The sequence below is a fragment of the Paenibacillus sp. FSL R7-0273 genome (genome assembly GCF_000758625.1).
In the GTDB taxonomy this organism is placed as follows: domain Bacteria; phylum Bacillota; class Bacilli; order Paenibacillales; family Paenibacillaceae; genus Paenibacillus_AQ.
This window is the reverse complement of sequence record NZ_CP009283.1, coordinates 5,337,104-5,360,547: the sequence shown is the minus strand read 5'-3', so window position 1 is coordinate 5,360,547 and position 23,444 is coordinate 5,337,104. Positions and strand designations below refer to the sequence as shown.

Genomic DNA, 23,444 nt, shown 5'->3' with positions numbered 1-23,444 from the left:
GCGCGAAGCCTATACATATTCCAGAAATAAACGACGGAAGGAGGGGAGTGCATAACTCGGATTGCCGATTAACAAGGACTGTCCGGCAGCTGGACAGACTGGAATGTGCGGACGGGTCATTAGACAGAGACATCAGGAGGAACTACACAACATGAAAGTATCTTTAAAAGTACATGCGGTGATTGCCGCCGCAGCATTGAGCATATCTATACTCGCACCTCTGCAGATGGCGGGGGCCTATACTTCCAGGCCATGGATGGACGCCTCGCGTTCGCCGGAAGACCGTACGGAGCTGCTGCTGCAGCAAATGACCGAGAAGGAAAAGGTTGATTTTGTCACAGGTAATGTGAACAACTACTATGGCTTTTATAACAATTCGCTGGAGCGGCTGGGCATTCCCGCATTGACGATGGCCGACGGGCCGACAGGTGTGCGCATTGCCAACCCTGAAATTCAAAACAAGAAATCTACCGCTTTCCCGGCGCCGATCGCGCTTGCTGCAACCTGGGATACCAAGGCCGCAGCTCTTTACGGCGATCTGGTTGGTGAAGAAGCGTTCAATACAACGCATAATGTGCTGCTGGGACCTGGCCTCGACATTGCCCGGCTGCCATGGGGCTCACGTAACTTCGAGTCTCTCGGAGAGGACCCGCTGCTGCAGTCCAAGCTGGGCGTAGCTTATGTGAATGCTGTACAGAGCCATCCGGTGATGGCAACGGCCAAGCATTACCTGCTCAACAACCAGGAGACGGACCGTTTTACGGTCGATTCCGTAGCCAGTGAAAGGGCGATTATGGAAATTTATGCCAAACCGTTCGCAGCGGCGATTAAGGATGCAGGCCTTGCCTCCGTAATGTGCTCGTTCAATAAAATCAACGGCACTCCCGCTTGTGAAAGCGAATATGCGCTGACCGATATCCTGAGAGACAAGCTGAACTTCGATGGCTTTGTCATGAGCGACTACGGCGCCAATCTCAGCACCGCCAAATCGGCGCTGGCCGGGCTTGATCTTGAAACACCGGGCGAGCCATACGGCAAGTGGGGAAATCAGCTGCTGACCGCTGTTCAGAACGGAGAGGTCAGTGAGGAACAGCTCGACCTTATGGCCGGAAGAACGCTGACACAGATGTTCGACAAGGGCCTGTTTGACAGCAAGCCGGTGAATGTCCAGATTCCGGCTGAGGAGCACGGTAAAGCCGCGCTGGATATTGCCGAGGACAGCCTGGTGCTGCTCCAGAATAAGAACAAGGCGCTGCCGCTGAACGAAGACAAGCTGAAGTCCATTGCTGTCATCGGTCCGGACGCCGACACCTATGCTACCGTCGGGGGAAGCTCTCTGGTAACTCCGACGTACACAGTCACTCCGCTGGATGCCATCCGCGACCGTGCCGGCAGCGGTGTTAAAGTCAGCTATGCACCGGGCACAGATCCGGTTTCGACCGGCGATATCGTTAACGGTCCGTCCGCGATCCCATCCTCGGTTCTTACTCCTGCGGGAGACGGGGAAGGCACCGGTCTTAGCGGGGAATACTGGCCTAACAACAAAATGGAAGGCGAGCCTACGCTTACCCGGACTGATGGTCAGGTCAATCTGAATCTTGGTTTTTATAACTTTGACGGACTGAACGGCCAATCCTCCAAGCTGCCGCAGACACCGGGCAATCTGAACAGCATGATGTCCGCACGCTGGAACGGTTACTTGACCGCTCCAATGACAGGTGAGTACAATCTTAGCCTGACCAGTGTCGGTACCGGCAAGCTGTATCTGGACGGCAAGCTGCTGATCGACAGCGACGGAACCACACTGAAGACAGAAAAGGCTGCAGTAACCCTGACCAAGGGTGAACGTCATGAAATCAAAATTGAATATAAAACTTACTACAAGGAAGGTGCCTCCACGGACTTCGGCGGTACCGTCCGGCTCGGCTGGGAGCCGCCGGCTGGGGCTGTAGACAGCAAAATGCAGGAAGCCGTTAATCTGGCCCAAAAATCCGATGTTGCCGTAGTTGTTGTCCGCACCTATGAAAGTGAAGGCTACTACGACCGTTCGGATCTGGATCTGCCCAATAACCAGGACCGCCTGATCTCCGAGGTGGCTGCGGCCAACCCGAATACGGTTGTGGTATCCATGAGCGGAAGAGCGGTCGAGATGGACGGATGGCAGAACAAGGTCAAGTCGATCGTCCAGGCCTGGTTCACCGGACAGGAGCAGGGTGACGCCATTGCCAGAGTACTGTTCGGAGACGTGAATCCGTCCGGCAAGCTGCCGGTTACGTTCCCGGTCAATGAGGACAGTACGCCGGTATCGGCTGTTGCACAATTCCCTGGGGTAAACGGCAAGGGTGAGTACAGCGAAGGCGTTATGGTCGGGTACCGCGGTTACGAGAATTCCGGCATTAAGCCGGCGTTCGCGTTCGGCCACGGCTTGTCCTATACAACCTTCGACTACCGTAATGTTCATGCGAACGTAAGCGGCAAAGGGGCTAACCGCAAAATGACGGTATCTCTCAATCTGCGGAATACTGGTAAAGTTACAGGCTCTGAGGTGGTGCAGGTGTATGTCGGCCAATTGCCGGGCAAGGTTGAGACCGCACCGAAGCAGCTGGCTGGTTGGGCTAAGGTAGAGCTGAAGCCGGGCAAGCAGCAGCGCGTTCAAATCGAGCTAGATCCTTCAGTGCTATCCTATTGGGATGAAAAAGCGGACAAGTGGGTGATGCCATCCGGTAAGGTGCCGGTTTATGTCGGCAGCGCCTCGGATGATATCCGCCTGAAGACCAGCCTGACGGTTAAATAGATATACTATGAACGGTTGGAGCCAGGGGAAGCAAAGCCCCCGGCTTCTTTTTTTATTACTAACGAAGGGGTGTTAAATATGCGCAGACGTAAGCTCCTGTTAACGATTGCCGGAGCGGCAGCCGTACTGGCGGTATGGATCGCTGCTAAGCTCTATATTGATAAGCCCGGACAGAGCAAGCTGCCCCCGGTAGAGGTGAAGGCCTGGGTAACAACGGGGGATCAGTCCAGTCTGCTTGCTCTGCAGGAGCCGTTCTTTTTCGAGGAGGCTGATAGCTCCGGCGGTGAAACGCCAATGTCTACTTCCGGCCAGCCCGTTATCACAGTAAATCCGGACCGGGAATATCAGACGATGGACGGCTTTGGCGCTTCTGTTACCGGGTCTTCCGCTTTTCTGGTCAATAAACGGATGTCTGGTGATCAGCGGGATGCACTAATGAAGGATCTGTTCTCACCCGAAGGGATACGTCTGAGCTTTGTCCGCCATTCTGTCGGCGCGTCCGACTTCTCTGTCGATGCAGACGGCAATCCGGCAAGCTATACCTATGATGACACAGAAGCCGGTGAGGATTACGGGCTGGAGCAGTTCTCCATCGCCAAAGACGGGGATGTGACGGGGCTGCTCCAGCGTATTCTGGACGAGAACAACTCTATTAAGGTTATGGGGACACCCTGGACTGCCCCGCCCTGGATGAAATTCGGGGAGCAGATTCATAACGGCTGGTATTTAAACTATGCGGAGCCGCGTGTGTATGCTGCCTATGCGCAGTATTTGGCACGCTACATTAAGGAATATGAGAAGCTGGGTATCCCTATCTATGCACTGACTATACAGAACGAGCCTGAATTTACGACTGCGGATTATCCGAGTATGAGCATGGGTGCGGAAGAGCAGGCCCTTTTTATCGGGGATTATCTGGGACCGGAGTTCAGCAGGCAAGGAATTACATCCAAAATTGTGGCGTTCGATCATAACTGGGACACCGCGGAGAGCTATACGCAAACCGTACTGGGTGATGCAAAAGCTAACGCCTACACCGACGGTACGGCATATCATTGTTATGCGGGTTCTCCGGAAGTGATGAGCAAGATACACGAAGCCTATCCCGAAAAAGAGATCTATGTAACGGAGTGCAGCGGAGGCGCTTGGAGTGAGAATTTCAGCGATAACCTGACCTGGCTGATGTCCAAGCTGATCATCGGCGGGCCGCGCAACTGGGCAAAGAGCGTGCTGCTGTGGAACCTGGCGCTTGATGCTGAAAGCGGACCAGCGAACGGAGGCTGCACGAATTGCCGCGGTGTTGTAACCGTAGACGGTCAAGGGGAGTCAGGCTATTCACGGAATGTGGAATATTATGCGCTGGGACATGCCAGCCGGTTCACTGATCCAGGAGCGGTCCGCATCGACTCGCCGCAGGCCGGCGGAATCGAAAATGTCGCCTACCGTAATCCGGGCGGTTCCCTTGTGCTGATCGCGCTCAATCCGGCGGATGAGGACCGTGCGTTCAGCGTGCAGTGGGGAGAGCGTGCTTTTACCTTTACTTTAAAAGCGCGTTCGGCGGTGACCTTTAAATGGAAGCCATAGGACGGAACACAAAAAGAGACGGGATATCCCGTCTCTTGGCCTATAATCAGGTATTCTAATGTGAAACAGGCTGGGCTGCGCCGGTAAGAAGCTTTTTCCGCTGCTCCAGCCACTGGGATACCAGAATGCCGCCTACCACCAGCATCGCCCCGATGTATCCTTGCAGGGTCAGACGCTCACCGGCAAACATAAACGCAATTACTGCGGCGAAAATCGGCTCCAGTGCATACATTAAGCCTAGCTGTACAGGCGGGATATATTTCAAAGACACGGACTGGGCGATAAAGCAGAAGGCACTGCAGACCAGGCTTAGCGCCAGGATCGAAGTCCATCCGCTAAAGGTTCCGGGAAGAACCGGGGACTCGAAGATAAAAGAAAGGATCAGGGCAAACAACGCAGTGAAGCCAAGGGACACAATGCCGACATTTATGGAATCGGTCTTTTTGACTGCCGCGCCGGAGATCAGAATGAACAATGCATTGCTGATTCCGCTGGAAATACAGAGAATATCGCCCGGGTGCATCTGCAGCTTGCTGTTCAGGGTCAGCATCCCAATGCCGGTCATTGCAATCAGTGCGCCGACGATGTGGCTCAGCTCGAGCTTTTTACGGAAAAGAAAGACGCTTAATATAGGTACAAAAACAACGGTAAGCCCGACGAGAAAGCCGGCGTTTGAGGTGCTTGTTGTTTTGAGGCCGAATAGAATGGATACGCACACCCAGAGCAATATGGCTCCGAGCACTGCACCATACCCGATTGTCGTTTTATCTATTTTGCGCAGCCGCCTCCAGAACACCAGTCCGGTCACCAGAAAAGCGATCCCAAAGCGCAATGCAAGCAGATTGAATTCTTCCATGGAATCCAGGCCCATTTTCATAAAAAGATAGGAGGAGCCCCATCCCAGGGTAATGAGCAAAACGAGAAGATTGGCCTTATACTTGTTCAACTTAACACGCTTCCTTTTTTATATAGTAGATAGGGAATTTCAGTGTGCAGGAACGCGCATGACCAATTTTCCTCAATCAGTATACTCCGCTTTAACCAAATAGAAAAGATAGATTTTTCGGAAATATTAAATTTTATATGTTCCCCCTTCTAACGTGACCTCAGACACAACGTCCGCCCGTAAACCGTGTATATTCAAACTTGTAATCTCCGCTTTTTTAATTTTTCAAAAATTTGATTAGAGTCCTCCTTTTGACCCCGGTGCCCGTTATAGAATGAGGGTGCTGATAGAGAAACAAGATCAAATTGGAGGGCGAAGAGAGATGAATATTTCAGATATAAAGATTGCCAAGGATACGTACTGGGTAGGAAAAATCGATAACCGTGAGGTGCCGTTCCACCGGCTGATTCTGGCGAAGGGCACGACCTACAATTCCTATTTGCTGAAAACCGGCAAGCCGACCGTTATTGATACCGTGGATATGGAGTTTGGCCGTGAATATGCCGACCGGATGGCGGAGCTGATTGATCCGCTGGATATTGCATATATCGTAATCAATCATACCGAGCCGGATCACTCCGGCGGGCTGGCTGCGCTGGCTATGCGGGCGACTAACGCTACTATTGTATGCACTGAGATTGCGGTGCCGGAAATTCAGGAAATGTACAAGCTGCACAGCCGTAATTACCTGGTGGTCCGGGACGGGGATACGCTGGATATCGGCGGCAAAACGCTGCTGTTCAAGGAGACCCCTTACCTGCATACCGCTGAAACGATGATTACTTATTGTATAGAGGATAAAATATTGTATCCGTGCGACATTTTCAGCACGCATGTTGCTGTGGAGAAGCTGTTCAGCGACGAGGCGGGTTTTGATATCACAGAGGATTTCAAAGGCTATTACAGCGCCATTATCCACCCGCACAGAAGATATGTAAGAACGCTGATGGAAGCGGTCAAGGATCTGGAGATTGACATGATCGCCCCTTCGCACGGGTTCCTGATCCGCGAGGACGTCCGCAAGTATATTGATCTGTATGCCGAGCTAAGCCGGGAAACGACCCAGGGGAAAAAAGCGGCAATCGTCTACACCACCATCAAGAACAATACGAAGAAAATGGCCGGCATTCTGCAGGCTACGCTGCAGGAGAACGGAATAGAAGCAACGGTATGGGATGCGGATAAAAGCGATATGAACGACATTATCGAGAGCATCGAGGCGGCGGACGCTGTCTTCATCGGCAGCTCCACCCGTTACGCCGATATGATCGGCAATCTGGAGCCGCTGCTCAAGGAGCTGCAGCTCCTGAATCTGAAAGGCAAGCTGGCAGCGGCCTTCGGCTCCTACGGCTGGAGCGGTGAAGCAATCGAGGTTATCCAGGATTACCTGAACGGAACCAATATGACCGTACAGAGCACGTCGGACGTAATCAAGTCCACCGGCATGACGCATGTGGAATTCCCGATCCGTGTCCGCTTCTCCCCGAAAGAGGCCGAGAAGACACAGAAGATCAAAAATGCCGCTGAATTCGTCTCCGACCTGCTGCTGAGCGCAATCTAAGGGGGGCGGACCGGGATGAATAAACATTATGTTATTGTCGGCAGCGGTGTAGCGGCGGTTCATGCCGCGAAGGCGATCCGGGATCAGGATGCGGACTCGGAGATTACGATTTTTGGTGAGGAGACTCACCTGCCCTATAACCGGATTAAGCTGACCAAGGGCTTGTTCAGCGACCTGCACAGCGACAAGGTACTGATCAAGAAGGAGAAGTGGTACCGCGATAACCGGATCACATTGCACACTGCCAGCCGGATTGCTGCAATCCACCCGGAGGCGCGGGAGGTAGAGACGGCAGACGGACAGCGGGTAACGTACCATAAGCTGCTGCTCTGCATGGGTGCCCGGAACCGGGCGCTGGCTGTAGGCGGTGCCGGACTGCAGAACGTGCATACGATCCGGGATCTGGGCGATGCCGACCGGTTAAAGGCAGAGCTGACCGCCGGGCAGCGCACCGTTGTCATCGGCGGCGGGGTGCAGGGGCTGGAGACAGCCTGGGCGTTGCATGAGGCCGGTTATCCGGTGACGATTATTGAAGCAGCCCCGCGCCTGATGGCAAGGCAGCTGGATGAGACTTCATCGGAGCGGCTGTGCCAGATTCTGGAGCAGGCTGGTGTAGAGGTTAAGCTTCATGCCGGAGTCACTGCGATTAACGGAGATGCAGCAGTCTCCGGCGTAACGCTGGATGACGGAACAGAAGTTCCTTGTCAGCATGTGGTATATTCAATCGGCATCGTACCGAATACGGAGCTTGTGCGGGAGACCGGAATACATGTCCGGTCCGGTGTACTGGTGAACCGTCATCTGGAGACGAGTGCTCCCCATATTTATGCCGCCGGCGACATAGCCGAGCTGGATGGCCTGGTTGAGGGGCTATGGGGCGGAGCCATTGAGCAGGGCAAAGTAGCCGGGATGAATATGGCTGCGGCAGACCCGGCCGATTACCGCCGGCCGGTTCCGGTGACGCTGTTTAACGCTTTTGGCAGCTCGCTGTTCTCAATCGGGAACACGGATGAGCGGCAGTGTGACGTGTCAGCCGCCGGCGAAGTAAACGGCGTGTACACGCGGATTTACGTCAAGGACAACCGGCTGGCCGGGGCGCTTGCCTGGGACGGTGCGGCAGCATCGCTGCTGTATAAGTCAGCGGTGGAGCGGGGCGTGAGCCTGGAGGGGCTTGATGTGGCGGGCGGCAGTCTTGAGGCGGTTATTGCCGGGATTGCGGCGCTGGTGGAGTAGCGGGTTCAACCGGATGTGCGGGAATGAACCCTGCAGGCGGTTGCTGAGCAAAATAAGTGGAAAAACGGTACCTAATTTCGGTAAATCCGCCAGTTTAAAGAGATTAAGTGGAAAAAGGTTATCTAATTAGCGGTTACCGCTCTAAATGGTGGTTTTCGCTCGAAATAAGTAACCTTTTTCCAACTAATGATTATAAAGTTTGAGAAATGATGGAATTAAGTGACGTAAATCCAACTATATAGATTGAACTTAAGAATTTACGTTAAGGGAAAAGTGGCGGAGGGGAATTTTGGAACTGGAGGAGCGGTAGCGACCGCCTTTGTCTGCGGATTTCAACCGTTAAAAACGGTATAAATCAAGAAATCTGCAGACAACAGCGGCTGGAAGTCCAAACATTCTCTGGAGTCACATGCAATCCCAAAACAGCAATATTATTAGTTCAATCTATATAATAAAATTCACAGGAGGAATAGACAATGACTAAATACATTTGCAAGCCATGCGGCTATATTTACGATCCGGCGCTCGGAGATCCCGATGAGGATGTAGAGCCGGGTACGACGTTTGAGGATTTGCCGGAGGATTGGGTCTGCCCGGTGTGCGGGGAAGACACCACGCATTTTGAACCGGTGGCACAGAAAAAGATCGTTTCCTAAAAAACAAGGAGGGATACAGAAATGCCGGAACATTCCTGTAAGAACGCTGCGGAGCCGTGCACCCGCAAGGTGCCGATCTTCGCCTCGCTCAGCGGCGGCGAGCTCTCGCGGATCAGCGCGATGATCAGACACCGCAAATACGCCAAAGGCCAGGCGCTGATTCTGGAGGAGCAGCCGACAGACACGCTGTTTATTATCCAGCAGGGACAGGTGAAGCTGTCCAAAATGACACCGCAGGGCAAAGAGCAGATTCTGCATGTGCTGAGCAGCGGGGAATTTTTCGGCGAGCTGAATATCCTGAGCAGCGAGGAGCTGAGTAACTTCAGCGCCTACGCGCTGACTGAGACGGCCATCTGCCTGCTGACCCGGACAGATATGGAGCAGCTGATGGCGGAGAATCCGGACATTACGATCAAGCTGCTGAAGACCGTCGCCAAGCGGCTGGCCCATACCGAGAATCTGGCGCAGAGTCTGGCGACCAAGGACCCGGAAATCCGGATCGCCCATATGATTCTGGAGCTGGGCGACAAGTACGGCAAGCCGCGCAGCAGCGGCCTTGCGATCAAGCTGCCGCTCTCCCGCGAGGAGCTGGCGAGCTATGTGGGCGTCACCCGGGAAACGATCAGCCGCAAATTTGCCCGCTTCGAGGACCTGGGCCTGATTGAGCTGGTCGGCAACAAGCAGCTGATCGTAAAGGACCGGCCGTCACTGGAGAGGTACACAGTATAATCAAATTGACTTCCTGAACTCGGCAGGAGTCATGCCGGAGAAGTTGCGGAAGAGCTTGATGAAGTAGCTGGTGTTGTCGTAGCCGAGCTGCTCCGCAATCTCGACAATGCTGAGATTGGACTGATTCAGCAGCTCCCGTGCCCGCTCCATCTTTGAGCGGGTCACAAACTCAATGAAGGTAAGGCCGGTATCCAGCTTGAATAAACGGCTGAAATGGGTGGGATTCAGCCCGAGCCGGATAGCCATCTCCTCCATACCTATTTTCTCACTGATATGATTCATGACATATCGCTTCGCTTCAGCCACCTCTTTCCTGATGTTCTGCTTCCAGATGGAGCTTAGCATCAGGATTTTTTCATTCAGGAAGCCTTCCAGCCATTCCATCAGCCTGTCAAGCGTTTCAAATTCCCGGACCGAGCGCTGGAGCATTTCGCTGTTGAAATTGTTGGTGAAATTCTGCATCACGATATATTTTAATTCCAGCTCCATCACCATTTTAAGCAGCCAGCTCTTCACGGCTTCTACCGGGTATTTGTTATCTCCGATATGCTCCCTGATATGATCGACTGCAGAACTGATGCGGGCATGATCCTCATGCTGGATGCAGTCTCTCAGCTGCTGCAGTGTTTGAGAGTAGTGCATGAACAGATCCTCGCCTGTCATCCTCACGGGTTCCAGCTTCATAATCGCTCCTTCGGCAGAGTAGAAGCGCAGAGCCTGGGCATCCAGCAGCGCCAGAATTTGCTTTTTGAGTTCGATCAGGCTCGGGCTGGCTTCACCGTAAAAGAATGAAATGCCCATGCGGTGCGGCTTCATCCTTTTTTGGACCTGCAGCATCCGGCTGCGGAATTCCTCATGCAGATTGCGGATCAGGGTCCGCGGTAACGGAATGAACAGGATGAACTGCCGTTCCGTCAACGCGAACTGGAGCAATCCGTCAATCTCCAGGATTTCCGCCAGCACATTATCTATAACGAACTGCATGTTCACAATGCCGCCGAAGCGCCGCTCCAGCTCGTAGCTGCGTTCCGGCATCGCCAATACCGGCAGGTACGGTACATCCTTTTGCAGCGGAATCCCCATCGCCTCAGCCTGCTTAAACCAGCCGGCTTCATCCCCGACCGGCTGCTCAAGCAGCATGCGGATGTACCGGGTCCGGATAGCGGAGTGATTCTGCGTAACCAGCTGCTCCAGCTTGAGGTAATGGTTACGGGAGAGCTGCTTCACCTCCAGACGCGAGACCGCCTCAGCCAGTACAGAAATGACCTGCCGGATTTCCATACTCTCCTTCAATATATACTCGGCAACATTGAGCTTGACCGCCTTCTGCGCATACTCAAATTCCCCGTGGCAGGACAGGATGACCGACTGCAGCTGCGGATTGAGCTCCCGTGTCTTACGGATTAACTCCAGCCCGTCCATCCCCGGCATGCCGATATCGGTAAGCAGAATATCCGGCTGGTGCAGCTGGCAGGCCTCCCAGGCCTGCTTGCCGTCTGAGCATGCGGCAGACAATTCAAGCCCCAGCGTTTCCCAGGGGATGCCCCCGCTCAAATATTCCAGTACAGGAAAATGATCATCGGCTAACACCACTTTGTATCTCATTTAATGTCCTCCTGTCTCTCTGTAAGGCAGAATCAGCTCGACGGTGGTCCGGCAGCCGTTAATACTCTCAATATTCATTGTAAAGCTGTCCCCGTAGATCAGCTTCAGCCGCTGATAGACATTGACCAGCCCGATGCCGTGCGAGGGGATCTTATCATCCGCTGATTCTGCTGTTTTCAGATTTTCAAGCGCTGCGTCCTGCTGTTTGATATGGAGAAGCAGGATATTCAGCGTGTCCTCCTCCATCCCCGTTCCGTTATCCTCAACCCTGATGCGGAGCACCGTATTTATTTTCTCAATCGAAATAAGGATTCTGCCTCCGCCCCTGGCGAAGCCGTGTTTATAAGCGTTCTCGATGACAGGCTGCAGGATGAACCGCGGCACAAGCTCCAGCAGTAAGTCTACATCCGCGTTCACCACGGATTCGGTCGGGTACCGCATGGTGAACCGCATCAGCTCCATATACTGCTTGGCAGATTCAAGCTCATGGGAGATGGACACGAATTCCTCCTGGCTGGAAAAGCTGGCTCTCAGCAGCGAGGATAAGGAGCCTACAATAAAAGCGTTCTCTTCATCCTGCTTCATGAGCAGCCGCAGCCGGATCGAGCTTAGCACGTTAAACAGAAAATGCGGATTAATCTGGGCCTGCAGCATGGCGATTTCCGCCTGGCGTTTTAGCTGCTGCTCCAGCTCCACCTGCTTGAGCATGAGCTGAATCCGGTCAAGCATTTCGTCAAAGGAGTGGCCCAGGCTGCCGATTTCATCCCTTCCCCGGATTTTGGAGCGTACCATCAGATCACCGGCCTCTACTCTGCGGGCTACTTTTCCGAGAATAAGCACGGGCTTGGTGAATCTGCGCAGCAGATAGGTCAGGGCAAACAGGAAGCTGATGGCAAAAATGGCCTGCAGCAGCAAGCCTGTCCGGTTAATTCCGTTCAGCCGCTCCGTCAGCTGCTCATATGGGGCTACGCTGACCAGACTCCAATCCGCATATTTCAGCGGCAGGGAGAGGAGGAGCTGGTTCTCGTGATTGAACTCCACAATATCAGGATAGACGGGCTCGTCAACAGGGATTACCGTATTGAAGCTTGATCCGATCAGAGCCTCGTTGCGGTTCGATAGAATATGATGGGCTCCATTCAGCAGATAGACATCCTCCTCAAGAGAACCGAAGTGCTCCCGGATGGAAGCTTCACTCCGGCTGACAATAAGATAAGCATAGGGGCCGGTATCGGTTCCTTCTCTTAGAGCCCGTGCGGTCATAAATACATATGGCTTGTCCGGCTGGGAGGTCAGGTAATTGGCTTCCGCCCCCATAAATAAAGTGTCATACGGTGAGAGCTGCTCCAGCCTGGTAAACCAGCCTTCCCTGGTGAAATCACGCGGATCAAAATCATAAAAGGAATAATCGGAATATGCATTGCCGTCTCTGTCCAGCAGCGTAATCCGTAGATCGGCGGTTTCACCGGCCACCTGCTCCAGCCGGCTCGTTAAGGTTCTGGCCGAGACCGGGTTGGTTTTGGCATCCTCCAGCAGGTTTTTAATTTCAGGATCAAAATGGACAAAGTTGGAGACGGAGACCATCTCTTCAAAGACCGCATTAATCTGCGACTGCACAATCATCAGGGACTGGGTGGATTTTTCCAGAGAATGCTCCCGGATAATAAGCTTGGAATAACTATTCGTAATATAAAGCATCCCTATCGTTGGTATAACCAGACATGCGATAGAGGTCAGAATAAGCTTTTGCCGGAAGGATAACTGGTGCTGTCTTTGTTTCTTCTTCATTACTGTCCCCCGTTACTGGATATTCACATGATCATGGTACTTCATTTGCAGGCAAACCTCATCCAACAATTTTTTCACTTTGGAAAAAATAATAGTATACAAACTTTTCAATATAGATAATTCCGTTGCATGCGTGAGGCCCCAGGCGGCTTCTATACTAAGGATACAAACTGAAATTGAGGTGAAGAGATGGAGTACATTCCCGAAAAAGGAGCACCTAAGCAGTCCGTGAAGCTGACAGCACGCGGCGTGCGAAAGCAGTCCTTTTACGACAATATTGCGGGCTACCTGTTTATTGCGCCGATGCTCGTGCTGACGGTAACGCTGGTCATTATTCCAATTCTGTTATCCGGCGTGATCAGCTTTTCGGACTGGAATTTTGTAACCGGGCTTGAGGGCTTTCAGCCGGTCGGGCTTGATAATTACACACGGCTGTTCCAGGATGAGGCGTTTCACCGCTCGCTGATGAACAATCTGATCATGATTGCCGTAGTGCCGGTAGCGATATTTTTGGCATTGGTGCTGGCCGTGCTGATTAATAAAGCCACTTATTTCAAATCATTGTTCAAGGTTATTTATTTCATGCCGTTTATTTCTAGTTTCGTGGCGATTGCGCTATTATGGAGAGTGCTGTATCACCCGACTAACGGGCCGATCAACGGCTTCCTCCGGTCCATAGGAGTGGAGAACCCGCCGTTGTGGCTGGCTGATCCAAAGTTTGCCCTGATTTCGGTCATGATTATTATGGTCTGGACTTCACTGGGCTTCAACATGGTCATATACATGGCCGGGCTGCAAAATATCTCTAAGGATCTGTATGAGGCAGCCGATGTGGACGGTGCATCTCCGCTAAGGCAATTTTTCCGCATCACGCTGCCGCTGCTGTCACCGACCTCCTTTTTCCTGCTGATTACGGGAATTGTCGGTTCCTTTAAGGTATTTGATCTAATTATGGTGCTGACGGGCGGCGGACCGGCCGGCTCGACCTCCGTTATTGTCTACTATCTGTACGAGGTTGCCTTTGTCAACCTGGAGTCGGGGTATGCGTCGGCAATGGGCATTGTGCTGCTGATTCTTATCCTGCTGGTGACGCTTGTTCAGTGGCTTGGACAAAAGAAATGGGTCAATTACTAGGAGGGAAAGCAATGCATTCTATCAAGTTAAACCGCGTTCTTGTAACAGTCGGTATGGGGGCTGCCGGCATTCTCTTTGTGATGCCCTTCCTATGGATGCTGTCCGCGTCCTTCAAGCCAGAGCTGGATGTCATGAAATATCCGATCCAGTGGATTCCGGAGAAATGGAATGCGGCGGAGAACTACAGGCAGGTGTGGGCGGGCGTTGTGCCGTTTGGCCTTTATTACTGGAACAGCATCAAGGTAACACTAATGTCAACGGCCTTGTCGCTGCTTATTTCCGCCATGGCCGCCTATGGCTTCTCTAAAGTGAAGTTTAAAGGCCGTGATGCGATGTTTCTGCTGGTGCTCGCCACCTACATGATTCCGACACAGGCGATTCTTGTTCCGCAGTTTATTATGTTCCGCTGGCTCGGACTGTTTGACAGTCATTTCGGACTGGTGCTGCTTGCCGCATCCGGTGTGCTCGGAACGTTCCTGCTCAGACAGTTTTTCTTAGGCATTCATGATGAGATTATTGAATCGGCCCGCATTGACGCAGCCGGCCACTGGACCATCTTCAGCCGGATTGCCCTGCCGCTTGTGCAGCCCGCGCTGGCCACATATATGATTCTGCGGTTTATCTGGACGTGGAATGATTACCAGAATCCGCTGATTTTTCTCCGTTCTGATTCACTGTTCACCTTGCAACTGGGAATCCGCAGATTTGCTGATTTCAGCGGTGAGTTCTATTCCTTGATGATGGCAGGCGCGGTGTCCGCTATTGTGCCTCTGCTGATCATTTTCATTATAGGGCAGAAGCAGGTCATCGAGGGTGTCGCTATGGGCGGCGTTAAGGGCTAGGCCAATTCTATTACAGGGGGTATTACAATGTTCAAAGCTAAAGCAAAATGGTTGATCACCGTACCGGTGCTGTCCTTGCTGGTTACCGGATGCGGAGGGGCAGGCAAAGAGGAGAATAGTACTGCTAACAGCGGAGAAAATGCGGATGTAGTCACGATTAAGCTAAGTAACTGGTATACCAAAGAGATGGACAAATGGAATGTTGTCATTGAAGAATTTGAGAAGCAGCATCCGGATATTAAAGTGGAATTTGCTTCCGCTGAGGATAACAACTCCAATGAATATTACAAAAAGCTCGATCTGGCCGTCGCCGGTGGTGATGATCTGGACATTATCATGTTCAGTAACATGAACTATCTCTCCCAGCGGGCGGAGCTTGGCATGGTTGAGCCGATCGATGCTTATCTGGAGAAGGACGGCATCAGCTTCGCGGATGAATATACGGCAGATACCCGGATCGGCGGCAAGGTATACGGGCTTCCCGGCAAGTCGTCCCAGGGGATGGTCTTTATCAATGAGAATCATCTGAAGGAAGCCGGGCTGGAGCTACCAAAGAACTGGACCTGGGATGAGTATATGGAATATGCCAAGGCCTTGACCAAAGCAGAGAACGGCAAAACCCGTTACGGTACTTACTTCCACAGCTGGATTCAATACGGCTACCTTGTGCAGAACTTTACCCAGTCCGTGAACGCCAATTTGACCACTGATGACGGACTGAAGGCGAATATAGACAATCCTTATATACGCAAGTCGCTGGAGCTGCGTCTGCAGGGTGAGCAGGAGGGCTCGGCAACCCCGTATGCTGAGGTGGTCAGCCAGAAGCTGAACTACCGTCCGCAATATTTCAATCAGGATACAAGCATGCTGATTTCAGGCTCCTTCCTTGTTCCCGAAGCAGGCGGTACAGACACGATTCCGGCCAGCTTCAAGACCGTATTTGCTCCTGTTCCGACCATGAATGCGGATGATCCGATTTCGGCGAACGTCAGCGGTGACGTACTGTCCATCTACAGCAAATCCAAGCATAAAGATGAGGCGTATACCTTTATCCGCTGGTTTACTACCGAAGGGATTGTGCTTCAGGGCAAGAATATCCCCTCCTGGAAAAAGGCAGATATGAATGAGGTTGTCGATAACATTATCGCTGGCAGCAAAAATCCGGAGATGATCGATAAAGCATCGCTGATGTACGTGCTGGAAAATACCGCAACCCCAAGCGCTGCCGTAGCTGTACCTTATCATGCAGAGCTCGAGAAGATCCTGCTTGAAGAATTCGATAAAATGATGCTGGCAGACCAGGACATGGAGACGACTATTCAGAATGCCCAGACCAGGATTCAGAAGATTATTGATTCCAAGTCCTGAGAGCAGAAGGACGCCGGTGGTGAATTCTAAGATCCGGAAGATCGTTGTTAGTAATTCTGAAAAAGCTTCTGCAAAACTTTAACCAAGGAGTGCTGCCCTGTGCTTTATCCGATTATGACGGAAACCCGCAGTTTAATTGAGCTTAGCGGCATCTGGAATTTCAAACTGGACCACGGTTCAGGCTTTGAGGAAAAATGGTACGAAGCAGGAGTGAAGGACGCCATTCCCATGGCGGTTCCTTCAGCCTACAATGATCTTGGCGTCAGCCCGGAGATCCGCAATCATGTCGGCGATGTCTGGTACGAAAGAGAAATCACGCTTCCGCGAAACGTGAGTAACGAGCGGCTTGTGCTCCGGTTCGGATCGGCCACACATAAAGCGAGGGTCTATCTGAACGGTCAGCTGGTAATGGAGCATTCCGGCGGCTTCCTGCCTTTTGAGGCTGTGGTGAATGATTATATTCAGACGGGAACGAACCGCCTGACGGTGGCCGTTAACAATATCGTGGATTACACCACTCTGCCTGTAGGTCTGTATACGGAGACTGTGGGGCCTGACGGGAACAAAAAGCTGAAGAATCAGCCAAACTTCGATTTCTTTAACTTTGCGGGCCTGCAGCGGCCGGTGAAAATCTACTCTACTCCGCATACCTTCATTCAGGATGTTACGGTTGTAACGGATTATGAGGGAGATAAAGGAATTGTTCGATACAGCGTTGAGGTTAGCGGGGAAACGGACGTCCGGGTAACAGTGCTGGATGAGGAGGGGAATGCAGTCTCGGGCGGGCAAGGTGCCTCAGGGAAGCTGGACATTCCGCAGGTTAAGCTCTGGCAGCCTTTAAAGGCCTATTTGTATACTTTGAAAATAGAGCTTCTGCAGGACGCCCGGGTAGTAGATGTCTATGATCAGCCGTTTGGCGTACGGACGGTAGAGGTAAAGGACGGCCAATTCCTGATTAACGGCAAGCCGTTTTACTTCAAAGGCTACGGCAAACATGAGGACACCCCGTTTCATGGCCGGGGGCTGGATGAAGCGGCGAATGTCATGGACTTCAACCTGATGAAATGGACCGGAGCCAACTCCTTCCGGACCGCGCATTACCCGTATGCTGAGGAAGTGATGCGTCTTGCCGACCGTGAGGGCTTTGTCGTTATTGATGAAACTCCGGCAGTCGGACTGGATCTGAACTTTCTGGTTATGCTGTCGGGCGGCGGCAAAAAGGACACATGGAAAGAGGTGCAGACCTTCGAACACCACCAGCAGGTTATCTCGGAGCTGATTAACCGGGACAAAAACCATCCGTGCGTGGTGATGTGGAACGTGGCCAATGAGCCCGCTTCTTACGAGGAGGGAGCGTATGAATACTTCAAACCGCTGATTGAGCAGATGCGCGAGGAAGATCCGCAGCACCGTCCGGTTACGCTGGTAACACATATTGAGGCCTCACCTGAAAACGATAAAATCTCCGAGCTGATCGATGTGCTGGCCTTCAACCGTTACTACGGCTGGTATGTGGACGGGGGTGATCTGGAATCTGCCAAGGACAAGCTGCGGCTGGAGCTTGGAGGCTGGACCCGGCGCTGCCCCGGCAAGCCGATGATGTTCACCGAATACGGCACCGATACCGTGGCCGGACTGCATGATGTGGAGCCAATCATGTTCACTGAGGAATATCAGGTGGAGTTCTACAGGGCGAATCACCAGGTGTTTGATGAGTTCGCTGATTTTGTGGGCGAGCAGGTCTGGAACTTTGCCGACTTCGCTACCAGCCAGGGCATTATCCGGGTGCAGGGCAATAAGAAGGGCGTGTTCACCCGGGAGCGCAAGCCGAAAGCCGCGGCGCACGAGCTGCGCCGGAGATGGACGGCGATCCCGGATTTCGGGTATAAGCCGAAATAGCATACGCATGGCAGACAACCTTGAGTGAATCAAGGTTGTTTGCTTTGGCCGGGGGAGGTGGGGCGAAGGCCGGCGCACATCCCACGCCACGCCTGATTCCTCAGGCGCCTGGACGGCCTGCAATAGTAATACTCGGACGCATGTAGCTCACATGAACCGAAATCCGGATCACGAACTGCTCCGGATTATCCTCGGTGAAATAATTGTACAGATCCATCTCGTAAGCGGCGCCGCATACGGCCAGCCCTTCGCTCTGGATGAACGCTTTTAATGCTGCATAGGTGTGTTCTAAAGTCTCATATGATCCCTTATGGTCCATGACTGCGTATAGCCCAAGCGGCTTCATCATGATATTGTCGCCCTGGGCGGGTGCAGGCAGTTTGCTGGCAATATGGCTTGGATAATATTCTCCTGACTGAAGCTGCTGCTGGTCAACGATGGACCAGTACGGCAGCTCATGTATGATGAGATGCTCTTCGCAGTAGCTGCGGTGTTCACTGATTTTGCGGGCGTATTCATGATCGCTGATGTCCGGGCGGACGGGTGTAGTTATGAAGTAAGCAGCCTGCTGCTCTTCAATTGCCGGTGTATTCCGTGGCGCCTTCTGTGCGTTTTCGGCCATTTGCAGGGCACCGTCAAGAAAGCTCTGTATCCGCTGCATCCGGTTCAGCTCCAGTTCAAGCTCGCGCTGCTTCTGGCGGATGAGGCTGACAAACCGGTCGGTATTCTGATTGTCGAGGAAATCCCTGATCTCCTTTAGCGAACTGCCGGCCTTCTTGAGCACGCTGATCATTTCGAGTGTGTAGCACTGCTGGAGCGAGTAGTAGCGGTACCCCTTTGCGTTAACGAATTCCGGCTTCAGCAGACCGATTTCATCATAGTGAAAAAGCGTATGCTTGGTCACCCCGCAGGTCCTGGCCATTTCGCTCGTTGTAAAAAGTTTGGACGGCATAACTGACATAGCAGCGCTCCCTTTCCCTGGTTTGATGGTCTTGACTATCGGGTTACCCTATAGTTTAAAGTCGTTATACTGACAAAGCAAATGTCAAAAACCAGCCAGGGGTGCCTCATGAACAAACTTATCAGAAATAGAGTATTTCTTATTGTCGCCACAGCCGATCTGCTGCAGCAGACAGGAATATGGATCCGGAATATGGTGTTGCTGTTCTATATTATGGATCAGACCGGGAACAATCCGACCGCTGTATCCATGCTTACTGCCTTAGAGTATCTGCCCATCTTTGTATTCTCGCTAATCGGAGGGACCTTTGCCGACCGCTGGAATCCGAAAAAAACAGTCATCCTCGGCGATGCCCTAAGCGCGTTATCGATGCTGCTGATTCTTGGGCTGATTGCCGGCGGGGTATGGCAGGCAGTGTTCGCGGCCACTGTAATCTCGGCGATTGTAAGCCAGTTTTCCCAGCCGTCTTCTGCAGTGCTTTTCAAAAAGCATATCCCTGCGGAGGAGGTAGGAACAGCCGTCGGTATCAACCAGAGCCTGATGGCCTTATTCACGATCTTTGGACCGATGCTCGGAACCCTTGTCTATACCCAGCTCGGCATACAGTCATCGATTATTGCCTTGTTCCTGATCTTCACGCTGGCCGCCGGAATCCAGCTGTTCCTGCCGTCATCGGGCAGAGAGCAGCGGGCAGAGAGGACTTCACCGCTCAAGGATATCAAGGAAGGCTTCCGTTATGTGCTGGGCCATGCCAACCTGAAGCTGATTGCGGTTATGTTTCTTATCTCGGGTCTGGCGATGGGAGTGACCCAGCCGCTGGATGTCTTTGTTACGATGAGCCGGCTGGGCCTGCCAAAGGAAAGTGTGCAGTGGTTTGCCGCTGCTGAGGGTGTGGGGATGCTTGCGGGCGGCCTCTTGGCCGCCATGCTTACAGCACAAATAACCCGCTACAGACGCGGGGTCATTACAGTAATCATGATTATATGGGCGGCAATTACCGTCATTGAGGTGCTGTCCGTCTGGCCTATGCTGACAGGAAGCGCGAGAGTGCTGTCCGGTATAGCCACAGCCTGCTTCCAGGTCTCCTTCAGCGCCATGATGATTCAGGAGATCAGAGAGGAGTATATCGGCAGGACCAACGGGATCATCATTCCGCTTATGATGGGAGGGATGCTGCTTGGCAGCGCCTCCTCCGGTTTTATCGTGGCTCAGCTCGATCTGATGGGAGCCTACTTTATAGCGGCGGCTCTAACGCTGGGCTGTGTTGTTTTTACATCGCGGTTAAAGTTTGGTTGAAGCATGCGCCGCTGCAACCCTTTTGCGCCAGGGCAAGCTTCTTTGCCCGGTGACATTATTGGTCCCGCGTCGAAAAACGTTTCTCTAGACCCACTCAAATTGCGTCTGCTAGTATGAAACAATGCAATGTAAGGCGAGGGGAGAATCTGGAAACATGGAGCAGCAGCAGTGTTATGAGAATTTAAAAATGGGCGAACGCGGTGCTGATAGGACTGAAGCTGGCGCAGCGGCCGGCTGATGCAGACCATCCTTACGGCCACTGGAAATCGGAAACGATAGCTTCATTAGTAGCTTCCTTTATTATGATGGCGGTCGGCCTGCAGGTTCTGATTACGGCGGTTGCTTCTGTCTTTAAGGGCAGAGGAGAAGCGCCGGATCTGATCTCGGTGTGGACAGGGCTATTTTGCGCAGTCGTAATGTATTTTGTCTACCGGTACAATAAGCGGCTTGCGCTTGCAATCAAAAGCCAGGCCGTAATGGCTGCCGCCAAGGATAACTATTCGGACGCCCTGGTCAGTATCGGTGCGGTAATCGGGATTATCGGCTCCCAGTTCAACCTTCCGTGGCTTGATCCTGTAACAGCGGTTCTGGTCGGGCTGATTATCTGCAAGACAGCGTGGGACATCTTCCGTGATGCCTCCCACCACTTATCGGACGGGTTTGACGAGACCATTATCCATACGTTCAGGGAGACTGTCGAGCAGGTTGAAGGCGTGGAAGAGGTTAAGGAGCTGCGGGCCAGAAACTATGGCAGCAATGCTGTGGTGGATGTCGTCCTGTCGATCAAAGGCGGACTTGGCTTTCAGGAAGCCCATAACGTTGCAACCAATGTGGAGAATGAGCTGAAAAAATCTGCCGAAGTCTTAGAGGTTCATGTGCACTATGAGCCGTCGAAGTAAGCCCCGCAAGGGGCTTTTTTTAATGAAGAAAAACGGGCTGATCTTAATGCAATCTTAATACTTAAGGCGAAATCCTAACACCAGATTAATACGGCAGGTGATATGCTTTCAGGACAATAAGACTACGTACAAAGCGAGCGTGAAACCCGTGATTTCCTTTTTAAAAAGGTTTTTGATTGGCAGGCCCTTGAAGTCCACTGAGCTGGGGGAGCAAAAGTTAAATAAAAAGAAAGCACTGGCGATTTTATCATCAGATGCCTTATCTTCAGTTGCCTATGGTCCTGAGCAAATCCTGATAGTACTGGTTACAGTCGGTACGATGGCTTTCTGGTACTCCATACCGATCGCAATCGGGGTGCTGGTGCTGCTGACTGCACTGATCCTGTCCTACCGGCAGATTATTTTTGCTTATTCACATGGCGGGGGAGCCTATGTTGTCTCTAAGGAAAACCTGGGCAAATATCCCGGCCTGATTGCAGGCGGTTCGCTGCTGGTGGATTATATTCTGACGGTGGCGGTAAGTGTATCGGCCGGAACAGATGCGATTACATCGGCTTTTCCAAGCCTGCATGATCATAAAGTGCTGATTGCCATTATCTTTGTATTTCTCATTACATTATTGAATTTAAGAGGCGTTACGGAATCTGCTTCCGTTCTCGCCTATCCGGTTTACCTGTTCGTGCTGGCCCTGTTCATTCTGATCGGTACCGGTCTTTATAACATCTTAACGGGTAATGTTCCGGCAGAACTGCATACTTCAATCGGTACTCCGGTGGCCGGGATCAGTCTGTTCCTGCTGCTGCGCGCTTTTTCTTCGGGGAGCTCGGCGTTAACCGGGGTAGAGGCGATTTCTAATGCCATTCCGAATTTTAAAAGCCCTGAGGCCTCCAATGCAGCCAAAACGCTGGCGGCAATGGGGATTTTATTAGCGGTCCTGTTCTCCGGAATTGTTACGCTGGCCTATTACTATGGAGTTGCGCCCCGTGCTGACGTTACTGTCGTGTCGCAGATTGCGGAGCAGACCTTCGGACGAAATGCGATGTACTTTTTTATACAGGGTACAACTGCACTCATTCTGATTCTGGCGGCTAATACCGGCTATTCTGCTTTTCCTCTGCTGGCAGTAAATCTGGCTAAGGACAAATTTATACCACGTATGTTTACGATGCGCGGGGACAGACTGGGATATTCCAACGGGATTATCATTCTGGGTGTGCTATCGATGCTGCTCATTTATGTATTTGAAGGGGAGACGGAGCAGTTAATTCCTCTGTATGCGGTAGGGGTATTCATTCCCTTTACGTTATCCCAATCCGGGATGATGGTAAAATGGCTCCGCGAAAAGCCGGCAGGCTGGATGCCGAAATTCGTGATTAACACCGTAGGCGCGCTGATCAGCTTCATCGTTACGATGATGTTCTTCCTGACCAAGTTCACACAGGTATGGCCTGTTTTTGTCTTCCTGCCGATCCTGCTGTACGTCTTCCATAGAATTCATAAGCATTACGAGGCGGTTGCCGACCAGCTTAGAATTACAACCTGTGAAGCCACGGTTAAAATTGAAGGCAATGTCATTATCGTGCCGGTTGCCGGAATCACCCATGTCGTGGAGAACTCGCTGGAATACGCCAAATCGCTGTCACCGCAGCAGATTATTGCGGTATACGTTCCTTTTGAACGGGAGGACGAAGCCGCATTCGAGGAAAAATGGAAGAAGTGGCAGCCGGACGTACGCCTGGTGACCCTCTATACTCCATACAGAAGCATCATCCATCCGTTGACTAAGTTTATTGATACAATCAACTGGAAAGCGGCAGAGCTCAATCATAGAGTCACAGTCATTATTCCACAGTTTATTCCGAAAAAAGGCTGGCACAACATCCTGCATAACCAGTCGAGCCTGCTGATCCGCGCCCGTCTGCTATTCCGCAGCGATGTGATTGTTACTACGGTGCCTTATCATTTAAAGAAGTAATGGAGCTTGAGAGGCTGTCCCAAAGTCATGTAAGTGGCTTGGGGCGGCTTTTTTTGCGTGGGAAAGGTAGGCAGGCTTATAGGTTAGCTGGCTGATAACTCCGTATTAGCAAAAAGACATTAGCGAAATGGGGATGCAGTTATAGTGATGGATAAATATCGTACATATGACATA

Annotated in this window: 16 protein-coding genes and 1 pseudogene; 13 read left to right on the top strand and 4 right to left on the bottom strand. The window is 52.1% G+C overall.

Features of this window, described 5'->3' with window-relative positions:
* Positions 1–151: 151 nt before the first annotated feature.
* Both R70723_RS23140 and R70723_RS23135 read left to right on the top strand, forming a co-directional pair.
* Complete coding sequence (locus tag R70723_RS23140) at positions 152–2,794, top strand: beta-glucosidase (protein WP_039875774.1); 2,643 nt, start codon at positions 152–154, stop codon at positions 2,792–2,794.
* A 78-nt stretch (positions 2,795–2,872) separates the two neighbouring features.
* Positions 2,873–4,378, top strand: a complete 1,506-nt coding sequence (locus R70723_RS23135; RefSeq protein WP_039875772.1) for a glycoside hydrolase family 30 protein — start codon at positions 2,873–2,875, stop codon at positions 4,376–4,378.
* Between the two features lie 55 nt (positions 4,379–4,433).
* Here the strand turns inward: R70723_RS23135 and R70723_RS23130 are convergent, their stop codons facing one another.
* Positions 4,434–5,324, bottom strand: a complete 891-nt coding sequence (locus R70723_RS23130) for a DMT family transporter (protein ID WP_039875770.1) — start codon at positions 5,322–5,324, stop codon at positions 4,434–4,436.
* A 322-nt stretch (positions 5,325–5,646) separates the two neighbouring features.
* Here R70723_RS23130 and R70723_RS23125 point away from each other — a divergent pair, with 322 nt between their 5' ends.
* The 4 genes from R70723_RS23125 (at position 5,647) to R70723_RS23110 (ending at position 9,503) form a co-directional block, all read left to right on the top strand.
* Complete coding sequence (locus tag R70723_RS23125; protein ID WP_039875768.1) at positions 5,647–6,885, top strand: FprA family A-type flavoprotein; 1,239 nt, start codon at positions 5,647–5,649, stop codon at positions 6,883–6,885.
* A gap of 15 nt (positions 6,886–6,900) precedes the next feature.
* The gene (locus tag R70723_RS23120) at positions 6,901–8,118 is read left to right on the top strand and encodes an NAD(P)/FAD-dependent oxidoreductase (protein ID WP_039875766.1); all 1,218 of its coding nucleotides are present in this window, start codon (positions 6,901–6,903) and stop codon (positions 8,116–8,118) included.
* Between the two features lie 476 nt (positions 8,119–8,594).
* Positions 8,595–8,774 (top strand): rubredoxin, encoded by a 180-nt coding sequence (gene rd, locus R70723_RS23115; RefSeq protein ID WP_039875764.1) that lies wholly within the window; start codon positions 8,595–8,597, stop codon positions 8,772–8,774.
* A gap of 21 nt (positions 8,775–8,795) precedes the next feature.
* Positions 8,796–9,503, top strand: coding sequence for a Crp/Fnr family transcriptional regulator (locus R70723_RS23110; RefSeq protein ID WP_081957473.1), 708 nt, complete (start codon positions 8,796–8,798; stop codon positions 9,501–9,503).
* On the opposite strand, the gene R70723_RS23105 is transcribed toward R70723_RS23110, so the two are convergent.
* The gene (locus R70723_RS23105) at positions 9,504–11,108 is read right to left on the bottom strand and encodes a response regulator transcription factor (RefSeq protein ID WP_039875761.1); all 1,605 of its coding nucleotides are present in this window, start codon (positions 11,106–11,108) and stop codon (positions 9,504–9,506) included.
* Complete coding sequence (locus R70723_RS23100; RefSeq protein WP_039875758.1) at positions 11,109–12,896, bottom strand: cache domain-containing sensor histidine kinase; 1,788 nt, start codon at positions 12,894–12,896, stop codon at positions 11,109–11,111.
* 189 nt (positions 12,897–13,085) lie between these two features.
* On the opposite strand from R70723_RS23100, the gene R70723_RS23095 reads away from it, so the two are divergent.
* The 4 genes from R70723_RS23095 (at position 13,086) to uidA (ending at position 18,139) form a co-directional block, all read left to right on the top strand.
* Complete coding sequence (locus tag R70723_RS23095; protein WP_047171213.1) at positions 13,086–14,030, top strand: carbohydrate ABC transporter permease; 945 nt, start codon at positions 13,086–13,088, stop codon at positions 14,028–14,030.
* An 11-nt stretch (positions 14,031–14,041) separates the two neighbouring features.
* Positions 14,042–14,872 carry a carbohydrate ABC transporter permease gene (locus R70723_RS23090; RefSeq protein WP_039875755.1) on the top strand — a complete coding sequence of 277 codons (831 nt, stop codon included), beginning with the start codon at positions 14,042–14,044 and terminating at the stop codon, positions 14,870–14,872.
* Between the two features lie 27 nt (positions 14,873–14,899).
* The gene (locus R70723_RS23085; protein WP_039875754.1) at positions 14,900–16,240 is read left to right on the top strand and encodes an ABC transporter substrate-binding protein; all 1,341 of its coding nucleotides are present in this window, start codon (positions 14,900–14,902) and stop codon (positions 16,238–16,240) included.
* 99 nt (positions 16,241–16,339) lie between these two features.
* Positions 16,340–18,139 carry a beta-glucuronidase gene (uidA, locus tag R70723_RS23080; RefSeq protein ID WP_039875751.1) on the top strand — a complete coding sequence of 600 codons (1,800 nt, stop codon included), beginning with the start codon at positions 16,340–16,342 and terminating at the stop codon, positions 18,137–18,139.
* Between the two features lie 100 nt (positions 18,140–18,239).
* On the opposite strand, the gene R70723_RS23075 is transcribed toward uidA, so the two are convergent.
* Positions 18,240–19,100, bottom strand: coding sequence for a MerR family transcriptional regulator (locus R70723_RS23075; RefSeq protein ID WP_039875749.1), 861 nt, complete (start codon positions 19,098–19,100; stop codon positions 18,240–18,242).
* An 81-nt stretch (positions 19,101–19,181) separates the two neighbouring features.
* Here R70723_RS23075 and R70723_RS23070 point away from each other — a divergent pair, with 81 nt between their 5' ends.
* From R70723_RS23070 to R70723_RS23060, 3 genes and pseudogenes are all read left to right on the top strand, one after another.
* The gene (locus R70723_RS23070) at positions 19,182–20,396 is read left to right on the top strand and encodes an MFS transporter (RefSeq protein WP_076418356.1); all 1,215 of its coding nucleotides are present in this window, start codon (positions 19,182–19,184) and stop codon (positions 20,394–20,396) included.
* A gap of 197 nt (positions 20,397–20,593) precedes the next feature.
* Positions 20,594–21,295: pseudogene (locus R70723_RS23065) on the top strand (cation diffusion facilitator family transporter); the annotation flags it as partial.
* Positions 21,296–21,443: 148 nt separating this feature from the next.
* Positions 21,444–23,270, top strand: a complete 1,827-nt coding sequence (locus R70723_RS23060) for an APC family permease (RefSeq protein ID WP_039875743.1) — start codon at positions 21,444–21,446, stop codon at positions 23,268–23,270.
* Positions 23,271–23,444: the final 174 nt, after the last annotated feature.

Bases quoted from the DNA above. Each gene is read 5' to 3' on its own strand.
- R70723_RS23140 (WP_039875774.1), top strand. From the start codon at position 152: ATGAAAGTATCTTTAAAAGTACATGCGGTGATTGCCGCCGCAGCATTG.
- R70723_RS23135 (WP_039875772.1), top strand. From the start codon at position 2,873: ATGCGCAGACGTAAGCTCCTGTTAACGATTGCCGGAGCGGCAGCCGTA.
- R70723_RS23125 (WP_039875768.1), top strand. From the start codon at position 5,647: ATGAATATTTCAGATATAAAGATTGCCAAGGATACGTACTGGGTAGGA.
- R70723_RS23120 (WP_039875766.1), top strand. From the start codon at position 6,901: ATGAATAAACATTATGTTATTGTCGGCAGCGGTGTAGCGGCGGTTCAT.
- rd (WP_039875764.1), top strand. From the start codon at position 8,595: ATGACTAAATACATTTGCAAGCCATGCGGCTATATTTACGATCCGGCG.
- R70723_RS23110 (WP_081957473.1), top strand. From the start codon at position 8,796: ATGCCGGAACATTCCTGTAAGAACGCTGCGGAGCCGTGCACCCGCAAG.
- R70723_RS23105 (WP_039875761.1), bottom strand. From the start codon at position 11,108: ATGAGATACAAAGTGGTGTTAGCCGATGATCATTTTCCTGTACTGGAA.
- R70723_RS23100 (WP_039875758.1), bottom strand. From the start codon at position 12,896: ATGAAGAAGAAACAAAGACAGCACCAGTTATCCTTCCGGCAAAAGCTT.
- R70723_RS23095 (WP_047171213.1), top strand. From the start codon at position 13,086: ATGGAGTACATTCCCGAAAAAGGAGCACCTAAGCAGTCCGTGAAGCTG.
- R70723_RS23090 (WP_039875755.1), top strand. From the start codon at position 14,042: ATGCATTCTATCAAGTTAAACCGCGTTCTTGTAACAGTCGGTATGGGG.
- R70723_RS23085 (WP_039875754.1), top strand. From the start codon at position 14,900: ATGTTCAAAGCTAAAGCAAAATGGTTGATCACCGTACCGGTGCTGTCC.
- R70723_RS23075 (WP_039875749.1), bottom strand. From the start codon at position 19,100: ATGTCAGTTATGCCGTCCAAACTTTTTACAACGAGCGAAATGGCCAGG.
- R70723_RS23070 (WP_076418356.1), top strand. From the start codon at position 19,182: ATGTCAAAAACCAGCCAGGGGTGCCTCATGAACAAACTTATCAGAAAT.